Origin of the sequence: Pseudomonas syringae group sp. 247E2 (assembly GCF_032587795.1) — a bacterium.
GTDB classification, from domain to species: domain Bacteria; phylum Pseudomonadota; class Gammaproteobacteria; order Pseudomonadales; family Pseudomonadaceae; genus Aquipseudomonas; species Aquipseudomonas amygdali.
In genome coordinates this window covers 193,516-211,988 of record NZ_JAWHPK010000023.1, presented here as the reverse complement: position 1 = coordinate 211,988, position 18,473 = coordinate 193,516, and the positions used below count along the sequence as shown (strand labels likewise).

At 60.6% G+C, this 18,473-nt stretch carries 18 protein-coding genes; 12 read left to right on the top strand and 6 right to left on the bottom strand.

Translation table 11 applies throughout. The annotated features are described in order from the left end of the window. The first annotated feature begins 30 nt into the window (after nucleotides 1-30). The 7 genes from RYC18_RS20020 (at nucleotide 31) to RYC18_RS19990 (ending at nucleotide 7,153) form a co-directional block, all read left to right on the top strand. Nucleotides 31-951 (top strand): Fe(3+) dicitrate ABC transporter substrate-binding protein FecB, encoded by a 921-nt coding sequence (locus tag RYC18_RS20020; RefSeq protein ID WP_003431850.1) that lies wholly within the window; start codon nucleotides 31-33, stop codon nucleotides 949-951. After that, complete coding sequence (gene fecC / locus RYC18_RS20015) at nucleotides 952-1,941, top strand: iron-dicitrate ABC transporter permease FecC (RefSeq protein ID WP_005742918.1); 990 nt, start codon at nucleotides 952-954, stop codon at nucleotides 1,939-1,941. After that, nucleotides 1,938-2,906 carry an iron chelate uptake ABC transporter family permease subunit gene (locus tag RYC18_RS20010; RefSeq protein WP_005742919.1) on the top strand — a complete coding sequence of 323 codons (969 nt, stop codon included), beginning with the start codon at nucleotides 1,938-1,940 and terminating at the stop codon, nucleotides 2,904-2,906. Before fecC ends, RYC18_RS20010 begins: the two co-directional genes overlap by 4 nt. 4 nt (nucleotides 2,907-2,910) lie before the next feature. Then, a complete protein-coding gene (gene fecE / locus RYC18_RS20005) occupies nucleotides 2,911-3,702 on the top strand; it encodes a Fe(3+) dicitrate ABC transporter ATP-binding protein FecE (protein ID WP_005742921.1) in 792 nt (263 codons plus the stop codon). Between the two features lie 283 nt (nucleotides 3,703-3,985). After that, complete coding sequence (locus RYC18_RS20000; protein WP_003366477.1) at nucleotides 3,986-5,080, top strand: BMP family ABC transporter substrate-binding protein; 1,095 nt, start codon at nucleotides 3,986-3,988, stop codon at nucleotides 5,078-5,080. A 75-nt stretch (nucleotides 5,081-5,155) separates the two neighbouring features. After that, a complete protein-coding gene (locus RYC18_RS19995; RefSeq protein ID WP_005731181.1) occupies nucleotides 5,156-6,121 on the top strand; it encodes a 2-oxoglutarate and iron-dependent oxygenase domain-containing protein in 966 nt (321 codons plus the stop codon). A gap of 78 nt (nucleotides 6,122-6,199) precedes the next feature. Continuing rightward, entirely contained in the window at nucleotides 6,200-7,153 is a 954-nt protein-coding gene (locus RYC18_RS19990) for an adenosine deaminase (RefSeq protein WP_005742922.1), read from the top strand. A 131-nt stretch (nucleotides 7,154-7,284) separates the two neighbouring features. On the opposite strand, the gene RYC18_RS19985 is transcribed toward RYC18_RS19990, so the two are convergent. After that, complete coding sequence (locus tag RYC18_RS19985) at nucleotides 7,285-7,977, bottom strand: ArsR/SmtB family transcription factor (RefSeq protein ID WP_005742923.1); 693 nt, start codon at nucleotides 7,975-7,977, stop codon at nucleotides 7,285-7,287. Nucleotides 7,978-8,413: 436 nt separating this feature from the next. Then, entirely contained in the window at nucleotides 8,414-9,337 is a 924-nt protein-coding gene (locus RYC18_RS19980; RefSeq protein ID WP_005742924.1) for a LysR family transcriptional regulator, read from the bottom strand. A gap of 112 nt (nucleotides 9,338-9,449) precedes the next feature. Here RYC18_RS19980 and RYC18_RS19975 point away from each other — a divergent pair, with 112 nt between their 5' ends. Beyond that, nucleotides 9,450-10,463: a zinc-binding alcohol dehydrogenase family protein gene (locus tag RYC18_RS19975; protein WP_005778965.1), complete on the top strand. Its 1,014-nt coding sequence runs from the start codon at nucleotides 9,450-9,452 to the stop codon at nucleotides 10,461-10,463. Between the two features lie 54 nt (nucleotides 10,464-10,517). Here RYC18_RS19975 and RYC18_RS19970 read toward each other — a convergent pair whose 3' ends face one another. Next, on the bottom strand, nucleotides 10,518-11,714 hold the full coding sequence (locus tag RYC18_RS19970; protein ID WP_005742926.1) for a multidrug effflux MFS transporter: 1,197 nt from the start codon (nucleotides 11,712-11,714) through the stop codon (nucleotides 10,518-10,520). Between the two features lie 137 nt (nucleotides 11,715-11,851). Further along, a complete protein-coding gene (locus tag RYC18_RS19965; RefSeq protein ID WP_004659353.1) occupies nucleotides 11,852-12,049 on the bottom strand; it encodes a heavy-metal-associated domain-containing protein in 198 nt (65 codons plus the stop codon). Nucleotides 12,050-12,195: 146 nt separating this feature from the next. On the opposite strand from RYC18_RS19965, the gene RYC18_RS19960 reads away from it, so the two are divergent. From RYC18_RS19960 to cueR, 3 genes are all read left to right on the top strand, one after another. Beyond that, nucleotides 12,196-12,576, top strand: coding sequence for a hypothetical protein (locus RYC18_RS19960; protein ID WP_002555530.1), 381 nt, complete (start codon nucleotides 12,196-12,198; stop codon nucleotides 12,574-12,576). 69 nt (nucleotides 12,577-12,645) lie between these two features. Continuing rightward, on the top strand, nucleotides 12,646-14,844 hold the full coding sequence (locus RYC18_RS19955; protein WP_316886642.1) for a heavy metal translocating P-type ATPase: 2,199 nt from the start codon (nucleotides 12,646-12,648) through the stop codon (nucleotides 14,842-14,844). Continuing rightward, on the top strand, nucleotides 14,841-15,239 hold the full coding sequence (cueR, locus tag RYC18_RS19950) for a Cu(I)-responsive transcriptional regulator (RefSeq protein WP_005742930.1): 399 nt from the start codon (nucleotides 14,841-14,843) through the stop codon (nucleotides 15,237-15,239). The genes RYC18_RS19955 and cueR overlap by 4 nt, the downstream gene beginning before the upstream one ends. 171 nt (nucleotides 15,240-15,410) lie before the next feature. Here cueR and RYC18_RS19945 read toward each other — a convergent pair whose 3' ends face one another. Continuing rightward, nucleotides 15,411-16,307, bottom strand: coding sequence for a PA4780 family RIO1-like protein kinase (locus RYC18_RS19945; protein WP_002555533.1), 897 nt, complete (start codon nucleotides 16,305-16,307; stop codon nucleotides 15,411-15,413). Nucleotides 16,308-16,551: 244 nt separating this feature from the next. Further along, nucleotides 16,552-17,355 (bottom strand): helix-turn-helix transcriptional regulator, encoded by an 804-nt coding sequence (locus RYC18_RS19940; RefSeq protein ID WP_316886641.1) that lies wholly within the window; start codon nucleotides 17,353-17,355, stop codon nucleotides 16,552-16,554. Between the two features lie 85 nt (nucleotides 17,356-17,440). Here RYC18_RS19940 and RYC18_RS19935 point away from each other — a divergent pair, with 85 nt between their 5' ends. Continuing rightward, nucleotides 17,441-18,469 (top strand): bile acid:sodium symporter family protein, encoded by a 1,029-nt coding sequence (locus RYC18_RS19935; RefSeq protein ID WP_057402417.1) that lies wholly within the window; start codon nucleotides 17,441-17,443, stop codon nucleotides 18,467-18,469. Nucleotides 18,470-18,473: the final 4 nt, after the last annotated feature.

Sequence of the window (18,473 nt, the reverse complement as noted above, 5' to 3'; positions counted from 1 at the left end):
GATTCCGCTTTGTTAGAAAGGACCTTCGCCATGCGTGCTTTTCGACTTCCGCACCTGCTGGCTTGCGGCCTGCTGACCTTGATGGCCAGCGCCGCCCAGGCCGCGCCTATCGATATCGATGACGGCCAACACAAAGTCCACCTGCCTGACACTCCCAAGCGCGTAGTGGTGCTGGAGTTCTCGTTTCTCGACGGCCTGGCGTCGGTCGGCGTAACACCCGTCGGTGCCGCGGACGATGGCGATGCCAACCGGGTACTGCCCAAAGTGCGTAAGGCGGTAGGCGAATGGCAGTCCGTGGGGCTGCGCTCGCAACCCAATATAGAAGTGATCGCGCGGCTCAAGCCGGACCTGATCATTGCCGACCTCGGCCGCCATCAGGCGCTTTACAACGATCTGGCCAGCCTGGCACCAACACTGATGCTGCCGTCGCGCGGCGAGGATTATCAGGGCAGTCTGAAATCTGCCGAGCTGATCGGCGTAGCGCTCGGCAAAGGCCCAGAGATGCAGGCGCGGATCGCGGAGAACCGCCAGCACCTGAAGACTGTTGCCGAGCAGATTCCGGCCAACACCAACGTGCTGTTCGGCGTCGCCCGCGAAGACAGCTTCTCGGTGCACGGCCCGCACTCTTATGCGGGCAGCGTGTTGCAGGCGATCGGTCTGAAGGTCCCGGAAGTACGCAAAGACGCCGCGCCCACCGAATTCGTCAGCCTGGAGCAGTTGCTGGCATTGGACCCGAACTGGTTGCTGGTCGGTCATTATCGTCGCCCGAGCATCGTCGACAGCTGGAGCAAGCAGCCGCTGTGGCAGGTGCTTGGCGCAGTACGTAACAAGCAGGTAGCTGAAGTGGATGGCGACAGCTGGGCGCGCAATCGCGGGATCATGGCGTCCGAGCAGATCGCCGACGATGCGCTTGCCGTACTCAAGGGCGGCAAGGCCGTGCTGAACCCGTAAATGCGCCGCTGGCTGATGGCGGGCGTGATCACCGCGACCTGCCTGGGACTGTTCTGGGTGTCGCTGTTCGCCCTGTCTTCGTTCAGCATTCGTCAGGTAGATGCCTGGAACGGACTGTTCACGCAGGGTCGCGAGGGCGGCAACATCGCTTATATCGTTGCGCAATTGCGCGTGCCACGCGCCTTGTGCGCGGCGCTGGTCGGTGCCTGCCTGGGCGTGGCGGGCGCGTTGATGCAGGGCATCACCCGCAACCGTCTGGCCTCCCCGTCATTGTTTGGCGTCACGGCGGGCGCAGCGTTGGGGCTGGCGCTGTTTTCCACAGGTCTGGTCGCTCTGCCCTTCCCCGGTGGCGCGCTGCTGATGACCTGCCTCGGTGGTGCGTTGGCATGGATCACAGTGTTCAGTCTTGGCGGCGCATGGTCGCCTGCCACCGCTCAGGGGCGACTGGTGCTGGCGGGTGTCGCCGTCGCCGCGCTGTGCGCAGCCTTGACCCGCCTCACTGTGATTCTTGTCGAAGCACAGGCGCAAAGTGTCCTCAACTGGCTGGCCGGTTCACTGGCCAACGTCGGCGCGGCGCAGTTGCAACTGCTCTGGCCTTGCACGCTGATCGGTCTGGTGCTGGCGATTGCCTGTGCGCCGCGCCTGAACCTGATCAACCTCGGCGAAGACGCTGCCCGCTCACTGGGCGTACGCCTCGGTGCCTTGCGCCTGCTGGTGTTCGTGGTCAGCTTGCTGCTGGTCGGCGCCAGCGTCTGTGCGGTGGGGCCGATAGCATTTGTCGGCCTGATCGCGCCGAACATTGCTCGCCAATGGCTGGGCAATGACTACCGCTGGTTGATCCCGATCAGCGCCGGACTGGGTGCGGCTATCGTGCTGGCTTCCGACCTGATCAGCCGCGCCGTGGCATTCCCCGTGGAAACGCCGGCCGGCGTGGTCACGGCGTTGATCGGCGCGCCGTTCTTTCTGTTTCTGGCGAGGCGCGCGCTATGAACCAGTCCCGCTCACGGCTGTTGTTGCTGATTGTGTTGCTGGTACTGGCCCTGCTGTTGAGCCTCAGCGCGGGCACCGTCTGGCTGACGCCCGGCGCGGTGCTCGATCATCTGATCGCCCACGACAGCAAGGACTTCGAAGTCTGGAATCACCGCCTGCCACGCGGACTGATCGCAATCATGACCGGCTGCGCGTTCGGCCTGGCGGGTGCCATCGTGCAAGGTGTGATTCGCAACCCGCTGGCCTCGCCGGAAATTCTTGGCGTGACCCAGGGCGCAGGGCTGGCGCTGACCATCGCGATTATCGGCCTGCCGCAATTGCCGGTGGCCGCGCTGCCGTTTGTGGCGTGTCTGGGCGGTGCAGCGGGGGCATTGCTGCTGGCGTTGTACAACACCGGCGTGCAGTTCTCTGGCGTGCGTTTCGCGCTGTCCGGGGTAGCGATTGCCGTGACGCTGTCGAGCATCACCGAATTTCTGATTCTGTCCAACCCGCTGGATATCAATACCGCCCTGCTGGCCCTGACCGGCAGTTTGTGGAGCCGTAACTGGCACCATGTGTTGCTGGCCTCGCCGCTTCTGCTGCTGATCCCGCTCAGCTTGCTGCTGGCCAAACCGCTGAACCTGATCGGCCTGGGCGATGAAGCAGCGCAGAGCCTGGGTACAGGCCTCAAACGTACGCGCTGGCTGGCGATGGGCAGTGCCGTGCTGTTGACCAGCCTGGGCGTGGGCATCATCGGACCGGTGAGTTTTGTCGGGCTGGTCGCGCCACACATGGCACGCCGTCTGGTCGGCGGTCATCATCAATACCTGCTGCCCGCCTCCATGGTATTGGGCGCGTTATTGCTGGTGCTGGCCGACACGCTGGGACGCACGCTGATCGCGCCCAGCGAAATTCCGGCCGGGATTCTCACGGCGGTGATCGGCGCTCCGTATTTCCTCTGGCTGCTGGCCCGATTCAAAGGTTGATCCCATGAGTATTCTGAAGGCGCAGCAACTCGACATCGGCTACGGCGCGACGCGGATCGTGCAAGACCTGTCATTCAGCCCGCCACCTGCGCGGGTCACGGCGCTGATCGGCCCCAACGGTTGCGGCAAATCCACACTGCTCAAAGCGTTTGCACGGATTCTCACCCCGCAATCGGGCAGTCTCAGTCTGGATGGCACAGCCTACCGTCAGCTGTCGGCCAACGAGCTGGCGCGCAAGGTGGCTTTTCTGCCGCAAGTGCTGCCGATTCCGGAAGGCGTCAGCGTACGCCAGCTGGTGGCTTACGGTCGCAGCCCGCACAACAGTCTGTGGGGACGCTTGAGCGGGGCCGATCAGCGCAGTGTCGAACAAGCGCTGCAACGCATGGAGCTGGAAACCCTGGCCGACCGGCCGCTGTCCGACCTTTCCGGCGGGCAGCGCCAACGAGCGTGGCTGGCGATGATCCTCGCGCAGGACGCCGCCATCGTCCTGCTCGACGAGCCCACCACCTATCTGGACATCAGCCATCAGGTCGAACTGCTGGACCTGATGCGCGAACTCAGCGCCGAAGGCAAAACCGTGATTACCGTGCTGCACGACATCAATCAGGCCTGTCGCTATGCCGACCATCTGGCGGTCATGCAGGGTGGACGTCTGGTGACCTGCGGCGCGCCGGGCGATGTACTGACGGCCGAGCTGGTCTGCCAGGTGTTCGATGTGCAGGTGCAGATCATGCGCGAACCCGTGGCCGGTACGCCGATGTGCATTGTCGAGCGCAGCACGCGCTGCACCAGTTAGCGGCGCAGCCCACCGCACCTGCACCTTCTCGCTGCACTACGCGTTACACACAAGTCTGTTTTAGATTCTGGCCGAAGGCCGTGGGAGCGAACTTGTTCGCGAAAGGGTCGGCATATTCTCCGAAAATGCATCGTCTGAACGACCTCCTTCGCGGACAAGCCCGCTCCTACACACGCACTATTGCTACAGGGTGAAGCACGCCAGCATCGTAAGTTGTCCTGTTGGTCAGTTATTTGCATTGCTCGGGCATGCACTCCAACAAGACCGCAAGGAGCTAGACCCGATGCACCTGACCAACCCACGTCGTCCCCTGAAAAAACTGCTGTGTGCCATGGCCGCCGTTGTCGGCATTGGCTCCAGCCTGCTCGCCTCGGCAGCCGATCCGCTGAAAGTCGGATTCGTCTACATCGGCCCCATCGGCGACCACGGCTGGACCTATCAGCATGAACAGGGCCGTCAGGCGATGGTCAAGGCGCTGGGTGACAAGGTGACCAGCAGCTACGTGGAAAACGTGCCGGAGGGCGCGGACGCCGAGCGGGTTATCCGCAACATGGCCAAGGGCGGTTACGACCTGATTTTCAGTACCTCGTTCGGCTACATGAACCCCACTCTGAAAGTCGCCAAGCAATTCCCCAAGGTGAAGTTCGAGCACGCGACCGGCTATAAGCAGGACAAGAACATGGGCACGTATCTGGCCCGTACCTATGAGGGTCGCTACGTGAGCGGCTACATCGCCGCGAAGATGACCAAGACCAAGAAGATCGGTTATGTCGCCTCGTTCCCGATTCCTGAAGTGCTGCGCGACATCGACGCCATCCAGCTGGCGCTGAACAAATACAACCCGGGCACCGAGATCAAAGTGGTGTGGGTCAACTCCTGGTTCGATCCGGGCAAGGAAGCCGATGCTGCCAACGCACTCATCGATCAGGGCGTTGATGTGGTCTTCCAGCACACCGACAGCCCTGCGCCGATCCAGACCGCCGAGCGTCGTGGCGTGTATGCCGTCGGTTATGCCTCGGACATGGCTCACTTTGGACCGAAAGCAGTGCTGACCTCCATCGTCAACAACTGGGGCCCGCATTACATTCAGGCCGCCGAGGGCGCAATCGCAGGCACCTGGAAACCACAGGATTACTGGGGCGGCCTGAAAGAAGGTACGGTCGAGCTGCCGATCAGCGACGTGGTGCCTGCTGATGTGAAGGCCGAAGCGCAGAAGATCATCGCCAGCATCGAAAGCGGCGAATTCCACCCGTTCACAGGGCCGATCAAGGACCAGAACGGTACCGTGAAAATTGCTGACGGCGTGGTTGCAACCAACGCTGAGCTGGCGTCGATGAACTATTACGTCGAAGGGATCAAGGCCGAACTGCCTAAATAACCGCCTGGCGTCTCGTGCCTGCTTCGGCGGGCACGCTCATCGACAGCGAACACCACATGATTTCCAGGACCGTTAATGGACCAGCTTCCCGTCATCGACATAGCCCCGCTCTACGGCACCGACCTTGAGGCCTGGCAGGATGTCGCCCGGCAGATCGACAGTGCCTGTCGGCAATGGGGTTTCTTTTATATCAAGGGCCACCCGATCAGCGCGCAACGCATCGAGCAGGTGCAATCGGCAGCCAAAGACTTTTTCGCTCGTCCGGCAGCCGAAAAGCTCATCATCGACATCACGCAAAGCACCCATCATCGTGGCTACGGTGCCATCGCTACAGAGCAACTGGACCCCAGCCTGCCGAGTGACCTGAAGGAAACCTTCGACATGGGCCTGCATCTGGAGGCAGGCCATCCCGACGTGCTGGCTGGCAAACCATTGCGCGGGCCCAATCGGCACCCGGACATTCCCGGCTGGGAAAGCCTGATGGAACAGCATTACCTGGACATGCAGGCATTGGCGCAAACCCTGCTGCGCGCCATGACCCTGGCGCTGGGCATCGAACGCGATTTCTTCGATCAGCGCTTCAAGGACCCGGTCAGCGTGCTGCGCATGATTCATTACCCACCGCGTGATACGGCGACCTCGGCCGAGCAACAAGGCGCAGGCGCGCATACCGATTATGGCTGCATCACCCTGTTGTATCAGGACACGGCGGGCGGCTTGCAGGTGCGCGACGTGCGGGGCGAATGGATCGACGCACCGCCGATTGACGGTACGTTCGTGGTCAATCTCGGCGACATGATGGCGCGCTGGAGCAACGACCGTTATCTGTCCACGCCGCACCGGGTTATCAGCCCGCTTGGCGTCGACCGCTATTCGATGCCGTTTTTCGCCGAACCGCATCCCGACACGCGTATTGAATGCCTGCCCGGTTGCCAGAGCGAAAGCCAGCCAGCGCGCTATCCTGTTACAACCTGCGCCGAGTTTCTGCTGTCGCGCTTTGCTGATACCTATGCTTACCGCCGCGATCAGGAGGCAAGTTGAACGTTCGGTCAGGTTTTACCCTGCGCAGCGACGTGCATCTGTAGAATGCCCGCGATCTGCACCTGATGAGAAAAGAATATGTACGACTGGTTGAACGCCCTGCCCAAGGCAGAACTGCACTTGCACCTCGAAGGTTCGCTGGAACCCGAGTTGCTGTTCGCCCTGGCAGAGCGCAACAAAATTGCCCTGCCGTGGAATGACGTCGAAACCCTGCGCAAGGCCTATGCCTTCAACAACCTGCAGGAATTCCTTGATCTGTATTACCGCGGTGCGGACGTTTTGCGCACAGAGCAGGACTTCTACGACCTGACCTGGGCTTACCTGCTGCGCTGCAAGGAACAGAACGTTATCCACACCGAACCGTTCTTCGATCCGCAAACCCACACTGACCGGGGCATCCCGTTTGAAGTGGTGCTGGCCGGGATTACCGGTGCGCTGAAAGACGGCAAGTCGAAGCTGGGCGTCGACAGCGGTCTGATCCTGAGCTTCCTGCGTCACCTGTCCCAGGAAGAAGCCGAAAAAACCCTCGATCAGGCGCTGCCGTTCCGTGATGCGTTCGTCGCCGTGGGCCTCGATAGCTCCGAGATGGGCCACCCGCCAAGCAAGTTCCAGCGCGTATTTGATCGCGCCCGCAACGAGGGCTTCCTGACCGTCGCCCACGCCGGAGAAGAAGGCCCGCCGGAATACATCTGGGAAGCACTGGACCTGCTGAAGATCGAGCGCATCGACCACGGTGTACGCGCCATTGAAGACGAGCGACTGATGCAGCGCATCATCGACGAACAGATCCCGTTGACCGTCTGCCCGCTGTCCAACACCAAGCTTTGTGTGTTCGACGACATGGCCCAGCACAACATCCTCGACATGCTCGAGCGTGGCGTGAAGGTCACCGTCAACTCGGACGACCCGGCCTACTTCGGAGGCTACGTGACCGAAAACTTCCATGCGCTGTACACCCACCTGGGCATGACTGAAGATCAGGCAAAACGCTTGGCACAAAACAGCCTGGATGCACGACTGGTCAAGCCCTAGGGAGTGATTGAGCGGCTCCCCCATCGTTCCTCACGCTCCGCGTCGCAACAGGACGCGAAGCGTCCGGAACGGCATGCAAAAGCGGAGCAGTGACACGATAGTGGTGGGGCAAGCCACACCTGCGGTTCCCGTCAAGCCGCCGCCGCGATCTTGCTGATTTCCCGCTGCCCACTGGAGGAGACCTGCAAGGTGCTGGGCTCCTCGGTGGTGCGCAGCCAGCCCATTTGGAAGAATAACTGCAGCAGCCCTGCCCCCAGCGCGCCGCCAAGGTGCGGGTTGCGATCATTCCATTTCGGGCAGGCACATACCGTTTCACGCTTGCGCTGTGCCAGCGCCGGTATGTAAATACCGCGCTCGGCAAAACTGGCCATACCCTTGCTCGTGACCTCGACACGCTTCTCTTGCTGTTCTATCCAGCCCGCCTCCAGAAGGCGCTGATAAAGCTCGGCGGCCATTTCGCCGCCCAGATGATCGGAGCAGATTCTTGCACGGCGTAGCGGCAACGGCGGCATAGGCTGAGCAAACCTGCGGCTGATCTGTTCGGCACTGGCCAGCGAGGCACAGGCCAGAGCTTCTACAGCGGCCCCCACTTCCGGCGCGGCGAGGCGAAAGAAGCGCTTGCGACCCCGCGCCTCCTGTTTCAACAAACCGCCGCTGGTCAGACGCGCCAGGTGCGCGCCTGCAGAAGAAGTCGAGAGTCCCGCCAAAATCGCCAACTCATCGGCAGGACGAGCAGTACCATCCATCAGTGCCCAGATCATTGCGCTGCGCTTGGGGTCGGCCAGCAATGTTGCGATCTGGCTGATGCAAGGTCCGTATTCCATGTGTTCACTCCCTGTTGAAACATTCATCTATCGTGATGACTGGGTGAAAGCAATCACGCCTCGGTAGAGTTGAACGTGGTTCTTATATGAAATGACAAGTATAAACTCTATGCCCTTCGGCCCCAGTGGGCGAAAAACGATTCGTACAAACTGTTGTTGTACAACAGCTCGAAAAAACCCACGTTTCTCTCTCGCCCGATCGGCAGGAAGATCTTCCTGCCTTAACGGCAAACCCCCTCTAGCAAAGGGGTTCCGACCATTACTTCAAAAAGAGATTGAAAAAAAAAGCGTAATACCCATGACAAAACCGCCAAAACCACTCAACAACAGTCAGTTTTAACTTCGCCTGAGAGTTGAAACTTTGCACCGTTGAAACACTTTCAAATATTATATTTTCCGACACTTCCGAAGGTTATTTCCTACCCGGACGTGGCTATTAAAACAAACCAACGGGCGACGGACCTACAGCCTGTTGCTTACAACGTGACCTGAGCATTTCCAGCAACAGAATGACCGGCTTGCTGAGCTGCGCCCGGTGGGCGCATAACAGGTTCAGCGGCGCTCGCTCGCCGATCAAATCAGGCATCAGTACTTTCAGGTGCCCGGCCCGTACATCTGCGGCAACGTCCAGCCAGGATTTGTACGCCACACCTTCGCCCGCTACTGCCCAGCGGCGCACTACATCTGCGTCGTCACTGAACCGGTTGCCGCTGACCGTCAGGCTGATTTCGCGCTTGCCATCATTCAGCGTCCAGCGGTCATGCACACGATCACCGAGCATGAACAACAGGCAGTTATGCTGCGCCAGTTGCTCAACCTGCTGCGGTTCGCCATGACGCTGCAGGTAACTCGGCGCGGCACACAACACCCGCCGGTTGTCAGGCAACACCGGCAATGCGACCAGGCTTGAATCCTCCGGCTCGCCGTAACGCAGCGCCACATCGACCGGCTGGCGGAACAGGTCGGCAATACGATCATCCAGCAACAGGCGCACGGTCAGTTGCGGATGTTGCTGCTGAAATTCGTCGAGCCAGGGCAAGAGTACGTTACGTCCCAGATCCGACGGTGCCGAGAGTTGCAACACGCCCTCACAACGGTCCTGGCTGCTGGCCAGCAGGCGCCGCCCTTCTTCCAGACTGCCAAGTGCAGCGCGAGCATACTCCAGAAACCCCTCGCCTTCGGCGGTCAGACGCAGGCTGCGCGTCGAACGTGCCAGCAAGCGCGCACCCAATTGCCGTTCAATACGTTTGAGCGCCGCGCTGGCAACCGCCGCAGACATGTCCATCACCCGCGCTGCGGCAGAAAGACTGCCCAGGTCCGCTGCACGAACGAACAACTGCAAGTCGTCAAAACGCAACATCAATGCCTCGTATTATCAAAATAAAATTGAAAGAGCCTGCCGTTTTAGCGGGTTTTATCTTTACTGGAAATAGCCAATGATCTCTTCATCATTTTTCCAGAAGAGGCCCGTCATGAAAGCAATCGCGTATTACCACTCGCTGCCGATCAGCGACGCACTGTCATTGCAGGACATCGAACTGCCTGAACCGGTGGCTGGCGCTCGTGATCTGCTGGTAGAGGTCAAGGCCATCTCCGTCAACCCGGTGGACACCAAAATTCGCCAGAACGTCCAGCCCGAGGACGGCGCTCCCAAGGTGCTGGGCTGGGATGTGGCAGGTGTCGTGAAAGCGGTGGGTAGCCAGGTCACGCTGTTCAAGCCGGGTGACAAGGTGTTCTATGCCGGCTCCCTGACCCGGCCGGGTGGCAACAGCGAACTGCATGTGGTCGACGAGCGTATTGTCGGGCATATGCCGAAAACCCTGAGCTTTGCCCATGCGGCCGCGTTGCCGTTGACGGCGATCACTGCCTGGGAGCTGTTGTTCGAGCGCCTGCAGATCGCTCAGCAAAAAGGCGAAGGCTCGCACAGCCTGCTGATCGTCGGTGCAGCGGGCGGTGTAGGTTCGATCCTTACCCAGTTGGCACGTCAGCTGACCACCCTGAAGGTCATCGGCACCGCTTCCCGGCCCGAGACCGAAAGCTGGGTCCGCGAACTGGGCGCACACGAAGTGCTGAACCACAGCAAGCCGTTGAGCGAAGAACTGAAGCGCGTCGGCCTGAACCAGGTGACCCATGTGGCCAGCCTGACCCAGACCGAACAGCATCTGGACCAGTTGGTCGAGGCGCTCAAGCCACAGGGCAAGCTGGCGCTGATCGACGATCCCAAGTCACTGGATGTGTCGAAGCTCAAGCGCAAGAGCCTGTCGCTGCACTGGGAGTTCATGTACACGCGGTCGATGTTCGAAACCGAGGACATGATCGAACAGCACAACCTGCTCAACCGGGTGGCCGAGCTGATCGACGCGGGAACGCTGAAAACCACCTTTGGTGAGCACTTCGGCAGCATCAACGCAGAGAATCTGCGCCGCGCTCATGCCCTGCTGGAAAGCGGCAAGGCCAAGGGCAAGGTCGTACTGGAAGGGTTCTGAACGCGAGATGGTTGTGTCAGCGCATAGCGTGACTGACACAACCATTGCGCCGAATCAGACCGGCTTCGCCTGCGCATCCCGCGTGCCTTGCGCACGGCGTGTCAGTACCGAAAGGCCGACCGTCAGCACACCGCACAGGCTGATAACCAGCGCCATGGGTGTGGCCGTGCCGTCATGCAACAAGCCCACCAGGCTGGCGGCGATGGCGGCAACACTGAATTGCAGACAACCCAGCAGCGCCGAGGCACTGCCCGCACGCGCCCACTGGCCGCTCATGGCGCAGGCTGACGCATTGGGGATGATGCACCCAAGGCTTGCCACGCAAATGAACAATGGCACCAGCAGCGGCCAAAGCGCTTCGGTGCGCAGCAAGCTGATCGCAAGCAACACCAGCGCCGCGGTCAGATAGATCCAGACCGTTCGTGACAGCAAAAATGCCGGCCCCGTCTTGCGCAGCAGACGCGCATTGATCTGCGCGACCAGAATGAAACCCGCCGCGTTCATCCCGAACAGCCAGCCATAATGCTCGGCTGGTACGCCGTACAGCTTGATGAACACGAACGGCGACCCGGCGACGTAAGCGAACATTCCGGCCATGGCAATGCCGCCCGTCAGGGCATGGCCGATGAAGACGCGGTCCTGCAGCAGGTTGACGTACTGGCGAAATGCGCCACTCAACGGCTGACGAGGGGTGCTGGCGGGCATGCTTTCCGGCAGCCCCAGTGCAACCGCCGCCAGGCAGGCACCACTGAAAAGCGCCAGGCTGACAAAGATCGATTGCCAGCCAAAGGTGCTGACCAGTACTCCGCCAAGCATGGGTGCCAGAATCGGAGCCAAGCCCATGACCAGCATCAGTTGCGAAAAGACCTTGGCCGACTCGACGGCATTGCACTTGTCACTGACGATTGCCCGCGACAACACCATCCCGGCACAGCCGCCCAACGCCTGAACGAAGCGCGCACCAATCAGCCATTCAAGGCTTGGCGCAAAGGCGCAGGCTATCGAGGCGAGCATGAACAAGGTAACGCCGAACAACAGCGGAATGCGCCGACCGAACCGGTCAGCCACCGGACCATAGGCCAGTTGTCCCAGGGAAAGCCCGAGAAAGTAAGCCGCGAGGGTCAACTGAATATGTTTTTCGTCGGTCCCGAAATACGAGGCCATGGCCGGAAAGCCAGGAAGATAGAAGTCGATGGCCAGAGGGCCGAAGGCACTCAATGAGCCAAGGATAAGGATTGTGCGTAGATTCATCGGGTGTCCATTAACGGGTGCAGGGCAACGGGTTAGTCTAACCGGCTTACCTTGCAGAGAACGAAGGACAGGGTAATTAATTCAAAACTTTTCAAAGTTTACAGACAGGGAGACCGCTCCGGTCTCCCTGACCCGCGTTATGCCGGCTGCGCCTGATAACCCTCTTCGCTGATCAACCTGACGATCTGCTCGGGTGACAGACTGCTTTGCACCTTCACCTGCTTGCTGGCCAGTTCAACCTGAACATCAGCGCCTGGGTCGTCGTTCTTGATCGCTTGAGTCACCGCGCGAACACAGTGCCCGCAGGTCATGCCTTGAACATTGAATAACTGCATGGTGTCACTCCCTTATTGATGGATAGCGAGCATCTTCAACCTTGTCATCGTGGCAAGGTCAAGTTTCTGTTATCGCTGCCGGGCTGGTATTCGAGCTGATCGTGAGCCAAGCTGACTCATCAACGTTTACATCAGGAGTATCAGCGATGCGCTGGTCAGCAGTGAGCCTCTTCAGCATTCTCGGTTTCTTGGCTATCGCACCCGCCACTCAGGCCGATCAGGATTACGGCATCCTGATCATTTCCCGAGAGCGCCTGGAAGTCGCGACCTCCTGTGAGATCGGCATCTATGTGCAGGACCGTCTGGCCGGAAGGCTTTTTCAGGAGGACTCGGTGTCTTTCAACCTGCCTCCCGGTGAAGTGTCGATAAGACTGAGCACCCTGCGGGGCACCGTGGTGGGCTGCGAACCGGGAATGGAAGCGCCGCGCAGCACCAAGATCCAGCTCCGCTCGGGCGATATCCTCAAATACCGTATCGCCGCGGACCTGAACGGCATGTACCTCAAGAAAGCCGACCTCAACTATTGATTCGCGCTTGACCTTGCCCATGTGGCAAGGTTGATCCTTGCAGGTATCCAGCCTCAGGGAGTGATTCACATGCAACAAACCACCACCTTCGACCTGCCGATCAGCGGCATGACCTGCGCCAGTTGTGCGGGTCGGGTCGAGCGTGCTCTGGCCAAAGTGCCGGGGGTCAACAGCGTGACGGTCAACCTGGCCAATGAACGCGCCCATGTAGACACCGCAGCCCAGACCGATCCGCAAACCCTGATCGACGCCGTCAGCCGTGCCGGCTACAGCGCAACGCTGGTTGAGGATCGCCACGCCGAAGCTGACCAGAAAGCACGCCACCTGCACAACGAACGATGGGCCCTGCTGTTAGCCATTGCGCTGGCACTGCCGTTGATCGCGCCAATGTTACTGACGCCGCTGGGCGTTCACTGGATGCTGCCCGCCTGGGCGCAATTCGCACTGGCGACACCGGTGCAATTCGTTCTGGGGGCGCGTTTTTATCTGGCTGCCTGGAAGGCCGTACGCGCGGGCGCAGGCAATATGGACCTGCTGGTCGCCATCGGCACCAGCGCGGGCTACGGCTTGAGCGTCTACCAATGGCTGAGTGCTGCACCCGGCACCACGCCGCATCTGTATTTCGAAGCATCGGCGGTGGTTATCGCGCTGGTGCTGTTGGGCAAATACCTGGAAAGCCGCGCCAAGCGTCAGACGGCCAGCGCCATTCGTGCCCTCGAGGCACTACGCCCGGAACGCGCCCTGCGCGTGGTCGACGGCCTCGAACAGGACGTCGCGATCAGCTCACTGCAGCTTGGCGATCAAGTGCTGGTCAAACCTGGCGAACGGTTTCCTGTGGACGGCGAAGTGGTCGAAGGCAGCAGCCATGCCGACGAAGCGCTGATTACCGGTGAAAGCCTGCCGGTGGCCAAGCAGGCGGGTGACAAGATCACGGGCGGGGCCATCAACGGCGAGGGCCAGTTGCTGGTGAGAACTACAGCGCTGGGCGCGGAAACAGTGCTGGCGCGCATCATTCGGCTGGTCGAAGACGCTCAGGCGGGCAAGGCCCCGATCCAGAAACTGGTGGATAAAGTCAGCCAGGTGTTTGTACCCACTGTACTGGGGATTGCCTTTTTCACGCTGGCAGGCTGGCTGCTGGCTGGAGCCTCGCTTGAAGTGGCGCTGATCAATGCGGTCGCCGTATTGGTGATTGCCTGCCCCTGCTCTCTGGGCCTTGCGACACCTACAGCGATCATGGCCGGAACCGGCGTGGCGGCGCGCTACGGCATTCTGATCAAGGATGCAGAGGCACTGGAGCGCGCCCACGCTGTGGATGCCGTGGTATTAGACAAGACCGGCACGCTGACCGCAGGCACGCCGCGCATCACCAACATGAGTGCGGTGTCGGGCAATGAAGAACACCTGTTGCAACTGGCGGGCGCACTGCAACGCGGCAGTGAACACCCGTTGGCCAGGGCGGTGCTCGATGTGTGTCATGAATGGCAACTCAAGCTCGATGCAGCCGAAAACAGCCATGCCCTCAGCGGCCGGGGCATAGCGGGCACCGTTCAGGGCCGGGAGCTGGCGCTGGGCAATCGACGCCTACTGGATGAAAGCGGCCTGCCCATCGGCGAACTGGCCGAATCTGCGCGTATCTGGGAAGCCGAAGGGCGAACGATGTCCTGGCTGATCGAGCAGGCCCCGGAGCCGAAGGTCATCGGCATGTTTGCCTTTGGGGACACACTCAAGCCCGGAACGGATCAGGCGATCAGGGCGCTGAACGCACGCGGCATTACCAGCCATCTGCTGACCGGCGATAACCGTGGCAGCGCTCAAGTAGTCGCCAAGACCTTGGGGATACACGATGTACATGCCGAAGTGCTGCCTGCCGACAAGGCGGCCACCGTCACCCAGCTGAAAAACCATCATGTGGTTGCCATGGTCGGTGACGGCATCAACGATGCACCGGCGCTGGCGGCTGCGGATGTGGGTATTGCGATGGGCGGCGGAACGGACGTCGCGATGCATGCAGCAGGCATCACCTTGATGCGCGGCGACCCGCGACTGGTTCCAGCGGCGCTGGACATCAGCCGACGGACCTACGCAAAGATCCGCCAGAACCTGTTCTGGGCATTCGTCTACAACCTGATCGGTATTCCCCTCGCGGCGCTGGGCTACCTCAACCCGGTACTGGCTGGCGCGGCCATGGCGCTGTCCAGTGTCAGCGTGGTGAGCAATGCGCTGCTGCTGAAAACCTGGAAACCACGTGATCTGGAGGACACGCCATGAACATCGGTCAGGCGGCGAAAAGCAGTGGTTTGAGCGCGAAGATGATCCGCTACTACGAGTCCATCGGTCTGCTGCAAGCGGCACATCGCAGCGACAGTGGCTATCGCCTGTACAGCGCCGACGATTTACACACACTGGCGTTCATCAAACGCTCGAGAGACCTGGGGTTCTCGCTGGAGGAAGTCGGCAAACTGCTGACCCTCTGGCAAGACCGCCAACGCGCCAGCGCTGACGTCAAGGCGCTGGCCCGCCAGCATATCGTGCAGCTGAATCAGAAGATCGACGAACTGGCCAGCCTGCGCGATACGCTTCAGGAACTGGTAGAACACTGCCACGGCGACGACCGCCCGGACTGCCCGATCCTCAAGGACCTGGCGTCAGGAGGGTGTTGTTGATTGGGATGCCTGCCGCTCAAGAGCGGACGCAGAGCGTCCAGAACTGCATGCGACGCAGAGCGTCGCACGATAGTTGAGATCATCGTTCCGCACGCTCCAGCGTCGGAATGCAGTTCGTGACGCTCTGCGTCACACGGCGACGCAGAGCATTGCACGAGAGTCAGTCAGTTTTTACTGCATCCACGGCGGCGGTGGTTCTTCGGTGGATTTGCTCGGTGGCGCATCGTCTGCCGCGCGAGCTGCCTGACGGCGAGCCTCGTCGAGACGGGCGGCTTCGATTTCGCGCAGTACGCCGCCCACATCGGCTTCGTCCTCCGGCTCGTCGAACTCACCAGTCAACACCGTGGCGGGCGACAAAGTGCCAGCCTCGTAGTACGACCACATTTCCTTGGCGTATTTGGTCTTTCTGAGCTCCGGCGCGAAGCGGCCGAAGTACAGCGCCATGTTGCCAACGTCACGCTCCAGCATGCTGAACGCGTGGTTGTTGCCCGCGGCGTCGACTGCTTGCGGCAAGTCGATGATGACCGGGCCGGACGGTGCCAGCAGCACGTTGAACTCGGAAAGGTCACCGTGCACCAGACCGGAACACAGCATCAGCACGATCTGCTCGATCAGGAACGCGTGATACTCGCGTGCCTGATCCGGCTCCAGCACCACATCGTTCAGACGCGGCGCAGCGTCGCCATACTCGTCGGCCACCAGTTCCATGAGCAGTACGCCTTCCAGGAAGTCGTACGGCTTGGGCACCCGGACACCCGCGCTGGCCAGACGAAACAGTGCAGCCACTTCGGCGTTCTGCCAGGCGTCTTCGGTTTCCTTGCGCCCGAACTTCGAGCCCTTGGCCATGGCCCGGGCCTGGCGACTGTTGCGTACCTTGCGGCCTTCCTGATACTCGGCCGCCTGACGGAAACTGCGTTTGTTAGCCTCCTTGTAAACCTTGGCACACCGCAGCTCATTGCCACAGCGCACCACATAAACAGCTGCCTCTTTACCACTCATGAGCGGGCGCAGCACCTCGTCGACCAGACCGTCTTCGATCAGGGGTTCAATGCGTTTAGGAGTTTTCATCAGCTTTTATTGTGGGTCCTTTGTTGCCAGATACGCGATTGTTGCCGTTATACGGCAATCCTCCGCCAGCGAGTAGGGGTAGGGGCCAGTGGATTGAAAGGTTTTTTAAGCAAAAACCACGCAATCCCCCGGTTTAAAGCACCTTTCGTGCCGTACAGGCGATAAAAGATATTCGGGGACAAAACGTGTAAAGCCCGAAAAATCTTCGTTAAATGCGCTCGTTAGTACGCAATACAACCTGGCGTTACTTGAACAAATCACCGGGCGTATAGCCGAACAAGCCCTTGAACGCAGCAATGAAAGCCGACGTCGAGTCATACCCACAGGCCAGCGCCGTATGGGTCACACTGGCGCCCTCTTCCAGTGCAGAAAGTGAGGACAGCAATCGTGCCCGCTGACGCCAGCCGCGAAAGCTCAACCCGGTTTCCCGCTGAAACAGGCGCATCAGGGTTTTCTCGGATGTGCCAAGACGTGCCGCCCAGTCGTGCAGGGTAATCAACTGGCCCGGTTGTTCGATCAACTCGTTGCACAGCCCCAGCAAGCGCGGGTGACGCGGCAACGGCAGCGAAAAACCGACTTCCGGCAAGTGCGCCAACTGGTCCAGCAATACCTGCACCAGCCGCGCCTCATGGCTGTCCTGCTCGGGATAGTCCACGGGTAACAGGCAGAAGCTCTTGATCAGTTCGCGGGCCAGCGGCGTGACTTCCAGTACCCGGCAACGCTGTGGTGCCCAGCCCGAATCAGCCGTGCGAATGTACAGGCTGCGCATTTCGGCACGCATGGAGGTCACGACCTCGTGCTCAAGCCCCGCAGGCACCCAGACGCCCCACTGTGGAGGCGCAAAAAAACTGCCCTCGGCGGTATGCACACCCAGCACCCCGCTGATCGCATAGGAAAACTGCACCCAGTCGTGACGATGGGGCGGCGTCCACGAACCGGCACTGAGGCTTTCAGCGCGGGCATATAACGGGCGCGGCAGACCGGACAATGCCGGTATCTGCCGCTCGCCAGTGGGATGTCGCTGATCGATCTGTCCGTTAGTCGGCATCTTATGGCCTTATGTCGCAAGACGGCTATAGCGCAACAGAGTAGCCTGCACGCATCTCTGTGTACAAACGTTCTACGGACCCCGCATGCAATCACTCAAACACTTCAAACGCGTCGCTACCGACTGGTTCCTCTGGGGCATGGTTCTGGCGACGGTGCTCGCCTACTTCTTCCCGCGTTTCGGCGCTACCGGCGGCAGCATGCACGCTGAATACGTCATCAAGGTCGGCGTGTTCGTGGTGTTCTTTCTGCATGGGGTCAACCTGTCCAGCGAGCAGATCAAGAAAGGCCTGACCAACTGGCGCCTGCACGTGATGATCCAGGTCTTCACCTTCGTGGTGTTCCCGCTGATCTGGCTGGCGTGCCAAAAGCTGCTGGGCTCGTATGTGCCGGCGCTGCTGATGCTGGGTTTTCTCTACCTGTGCGCCCTGCCCTCGACCATTTCGTCTTCGGTGGCGCTGACCGGCAGCGCAGGCGGCAATGTCCCGGCAGCGATTCTCAACGCCAGCATGTCCAGCGTCATCGGGATTTTCATCACCCCGTGGCTGGTCAGCCTGGTGGTCGGCACCGGCGCTGGCGGGATCGATCTGGGCGATACACTGCTCGACCTGTGCGCCATGCTCCTGCTGCCACTGGTGCTTGGCCAGCTAATGCGGCCGTTGCTGGGCAAGTTTTTCGCCCGTCACAAGAAGTACACCAACCTGATCGACAAGCTGGTGATCCTCCTGCTGGTTTACGCGGCGTTCTGCAACTCGATGATTTCCGGCATGTGGCAGAGCCAGGGCAACAGCGTGATCCTGACCGCATTCATCGGCACCGCGCTGCTGCTGGCGGTGATCCTGTTGATGACCACGCGCACCGCACGGGCGCTCAAGTTCGATCATGCCGATAAGGTCGCGGCGGTGTTCTGCGCCACCAAGAAATCGCTTGCAGCAGGGGCGCCGATGGCAGCGCTGATCTTCGGCAGTAATCCGGGGCTGGGCCTGATCCTGTTGCCGATCATGATCTACCACCCGATGCAGTTGATCGTCTGTTCGATCATCGCCGAGAGCTACGCCAGTCGTCATCGCCAGCAGCTTTCGCAGGCCGCGCTGGAAGAAGCCCAGGCCGCCTGACCAC

Excerpts from the sequence above, each read along its gene's own strand:
- RYC18_RS19940 (WP_316886641.1), bottom strand. The coding sequence starts at position 17,355 with ATGCCGACTAACGGACAGATCGATCAGCGACATCCCACTGGCGAGCGG.
- RYC18_RS19960 (WP_002555530.1), top strand. The coding sequence starts at position 12,196 with ATGCGCTGGTCAGCAGTGAGCCTCTTCAGCATTCTCGGTTTCTTGGCT.
- RYC18_RS19935 (WP_057402417.1), top strand. The coding sequence starts at position 17,441 with ATGCAATCACTCAAACACTTCAAACGCGTCGCTACCGACTGGTTCCTC.
- RYC18_RS19980 (WP_005742924.1), bottom strand. The coding sequence starts at position 9,337 with ATGTTGCGTTTTGACGACTTGCAGTTGTTCGTTCGTGCAGCGGACCTG.
- RYC18_RS19965 (WP_004659353.1), bottom strand. The coding sequence starts at position 12,049 with ATGCAGTTATTCAATGTTCAAGGCATGACCTGCGGGCACTGTGTTCGC.
- cueR (WP_005742930.1), top strand. The coding sequence starts at position 14,841 with ATGAACATCGGTCAGGCGGCGAAAAGCAGTGGTTTGAGCGCGAAGATG.
- fecE (WP_005742921.1), top strand. The coding sequence starts at position 2,911 with ATGAGTATTCTGAAGGCGCAGCAACTCGACATCGGCTACGGCGCGACG.
- RYC18_RS19995 (WP_005731181.1), top strand. The coding sequence starts at position 5,156 with ATGGACCAGCTTCCCGTCATCGACATAGCCCCGCTCTACGGCACCGAC.
- RYC18_RS20010 (WP_005742919.1), top strand. The coding sequence starts at position 1,938 with ATGAACCAGTCCCGCTCACGGCTGTTGTTGCTGATTGTGTTGCTGGTA.
- RYC18_RS19990 (WP_005742922.1), top strand. The coding sequence starts at position 6,200 with ATGTACGACTGGTTGAACGCCCTGCCCAAGGCAGAACTGCACTTGCAC.
- RYC18_RS19955 (WP_316886642.1), top strand. The coding sequence starts at position 12,646 with ATGCAACAAACCACCACCTTCGACCTGCCGATCAGCGGCATGACCTGC.
- RYC18_RS19945 (WP_002555533.1), bottom strand. The coding sequence starts at position 16,307 with ATGAAAACTCCTAAACGCATTGAACCCCTGATCGAAGACGGTCTGGTC.
- RYC18_RS20000 (WP_003366477.1), top strand. The coding sequence starts at position 3,986 with ATGCACCTGACCAACCCACGTCGTCCCCTGAAAAAACTGCTGTGTGCC.
- RYC18_RS19975 (WP_005778965.1), top strand. The coding sequence starts at position 9,450 with ATGAAAGCAATCGCGTATTACCACTCGCTGCCGATCAGCGACGCACTG.
- RYC18_RS20020 (WP_003431850.1), top strand. The coding sequence starts at position 31 with ATGCGTGCTTTTCGACTTCCGCACCTGCTGGCTTGCGGCCTGCTGACC.
- RYC18_RS19970 (WP_005742926.1), bottom strand. The coding sequence starts at position 11,714 with ATGAATCTACGCACAATCCTTATCCTTGGCTCATTGAGTGCCTTCGGC.
- RYC18_RS19985 (WP_005742923.1), bottom strand. The coding sequence starts at position 7,977 with ATGGAATACGGACCTTGCATCAGCCAGATCGCAACATTGCTGGCCGAC.
- fecC (WP_005742918.1), top strand. The coding sequence starts at position 952 with ATGCGCCGCTGGCTGATGGCGGGCGTGATCACCGCGACCTGCCTGGGA.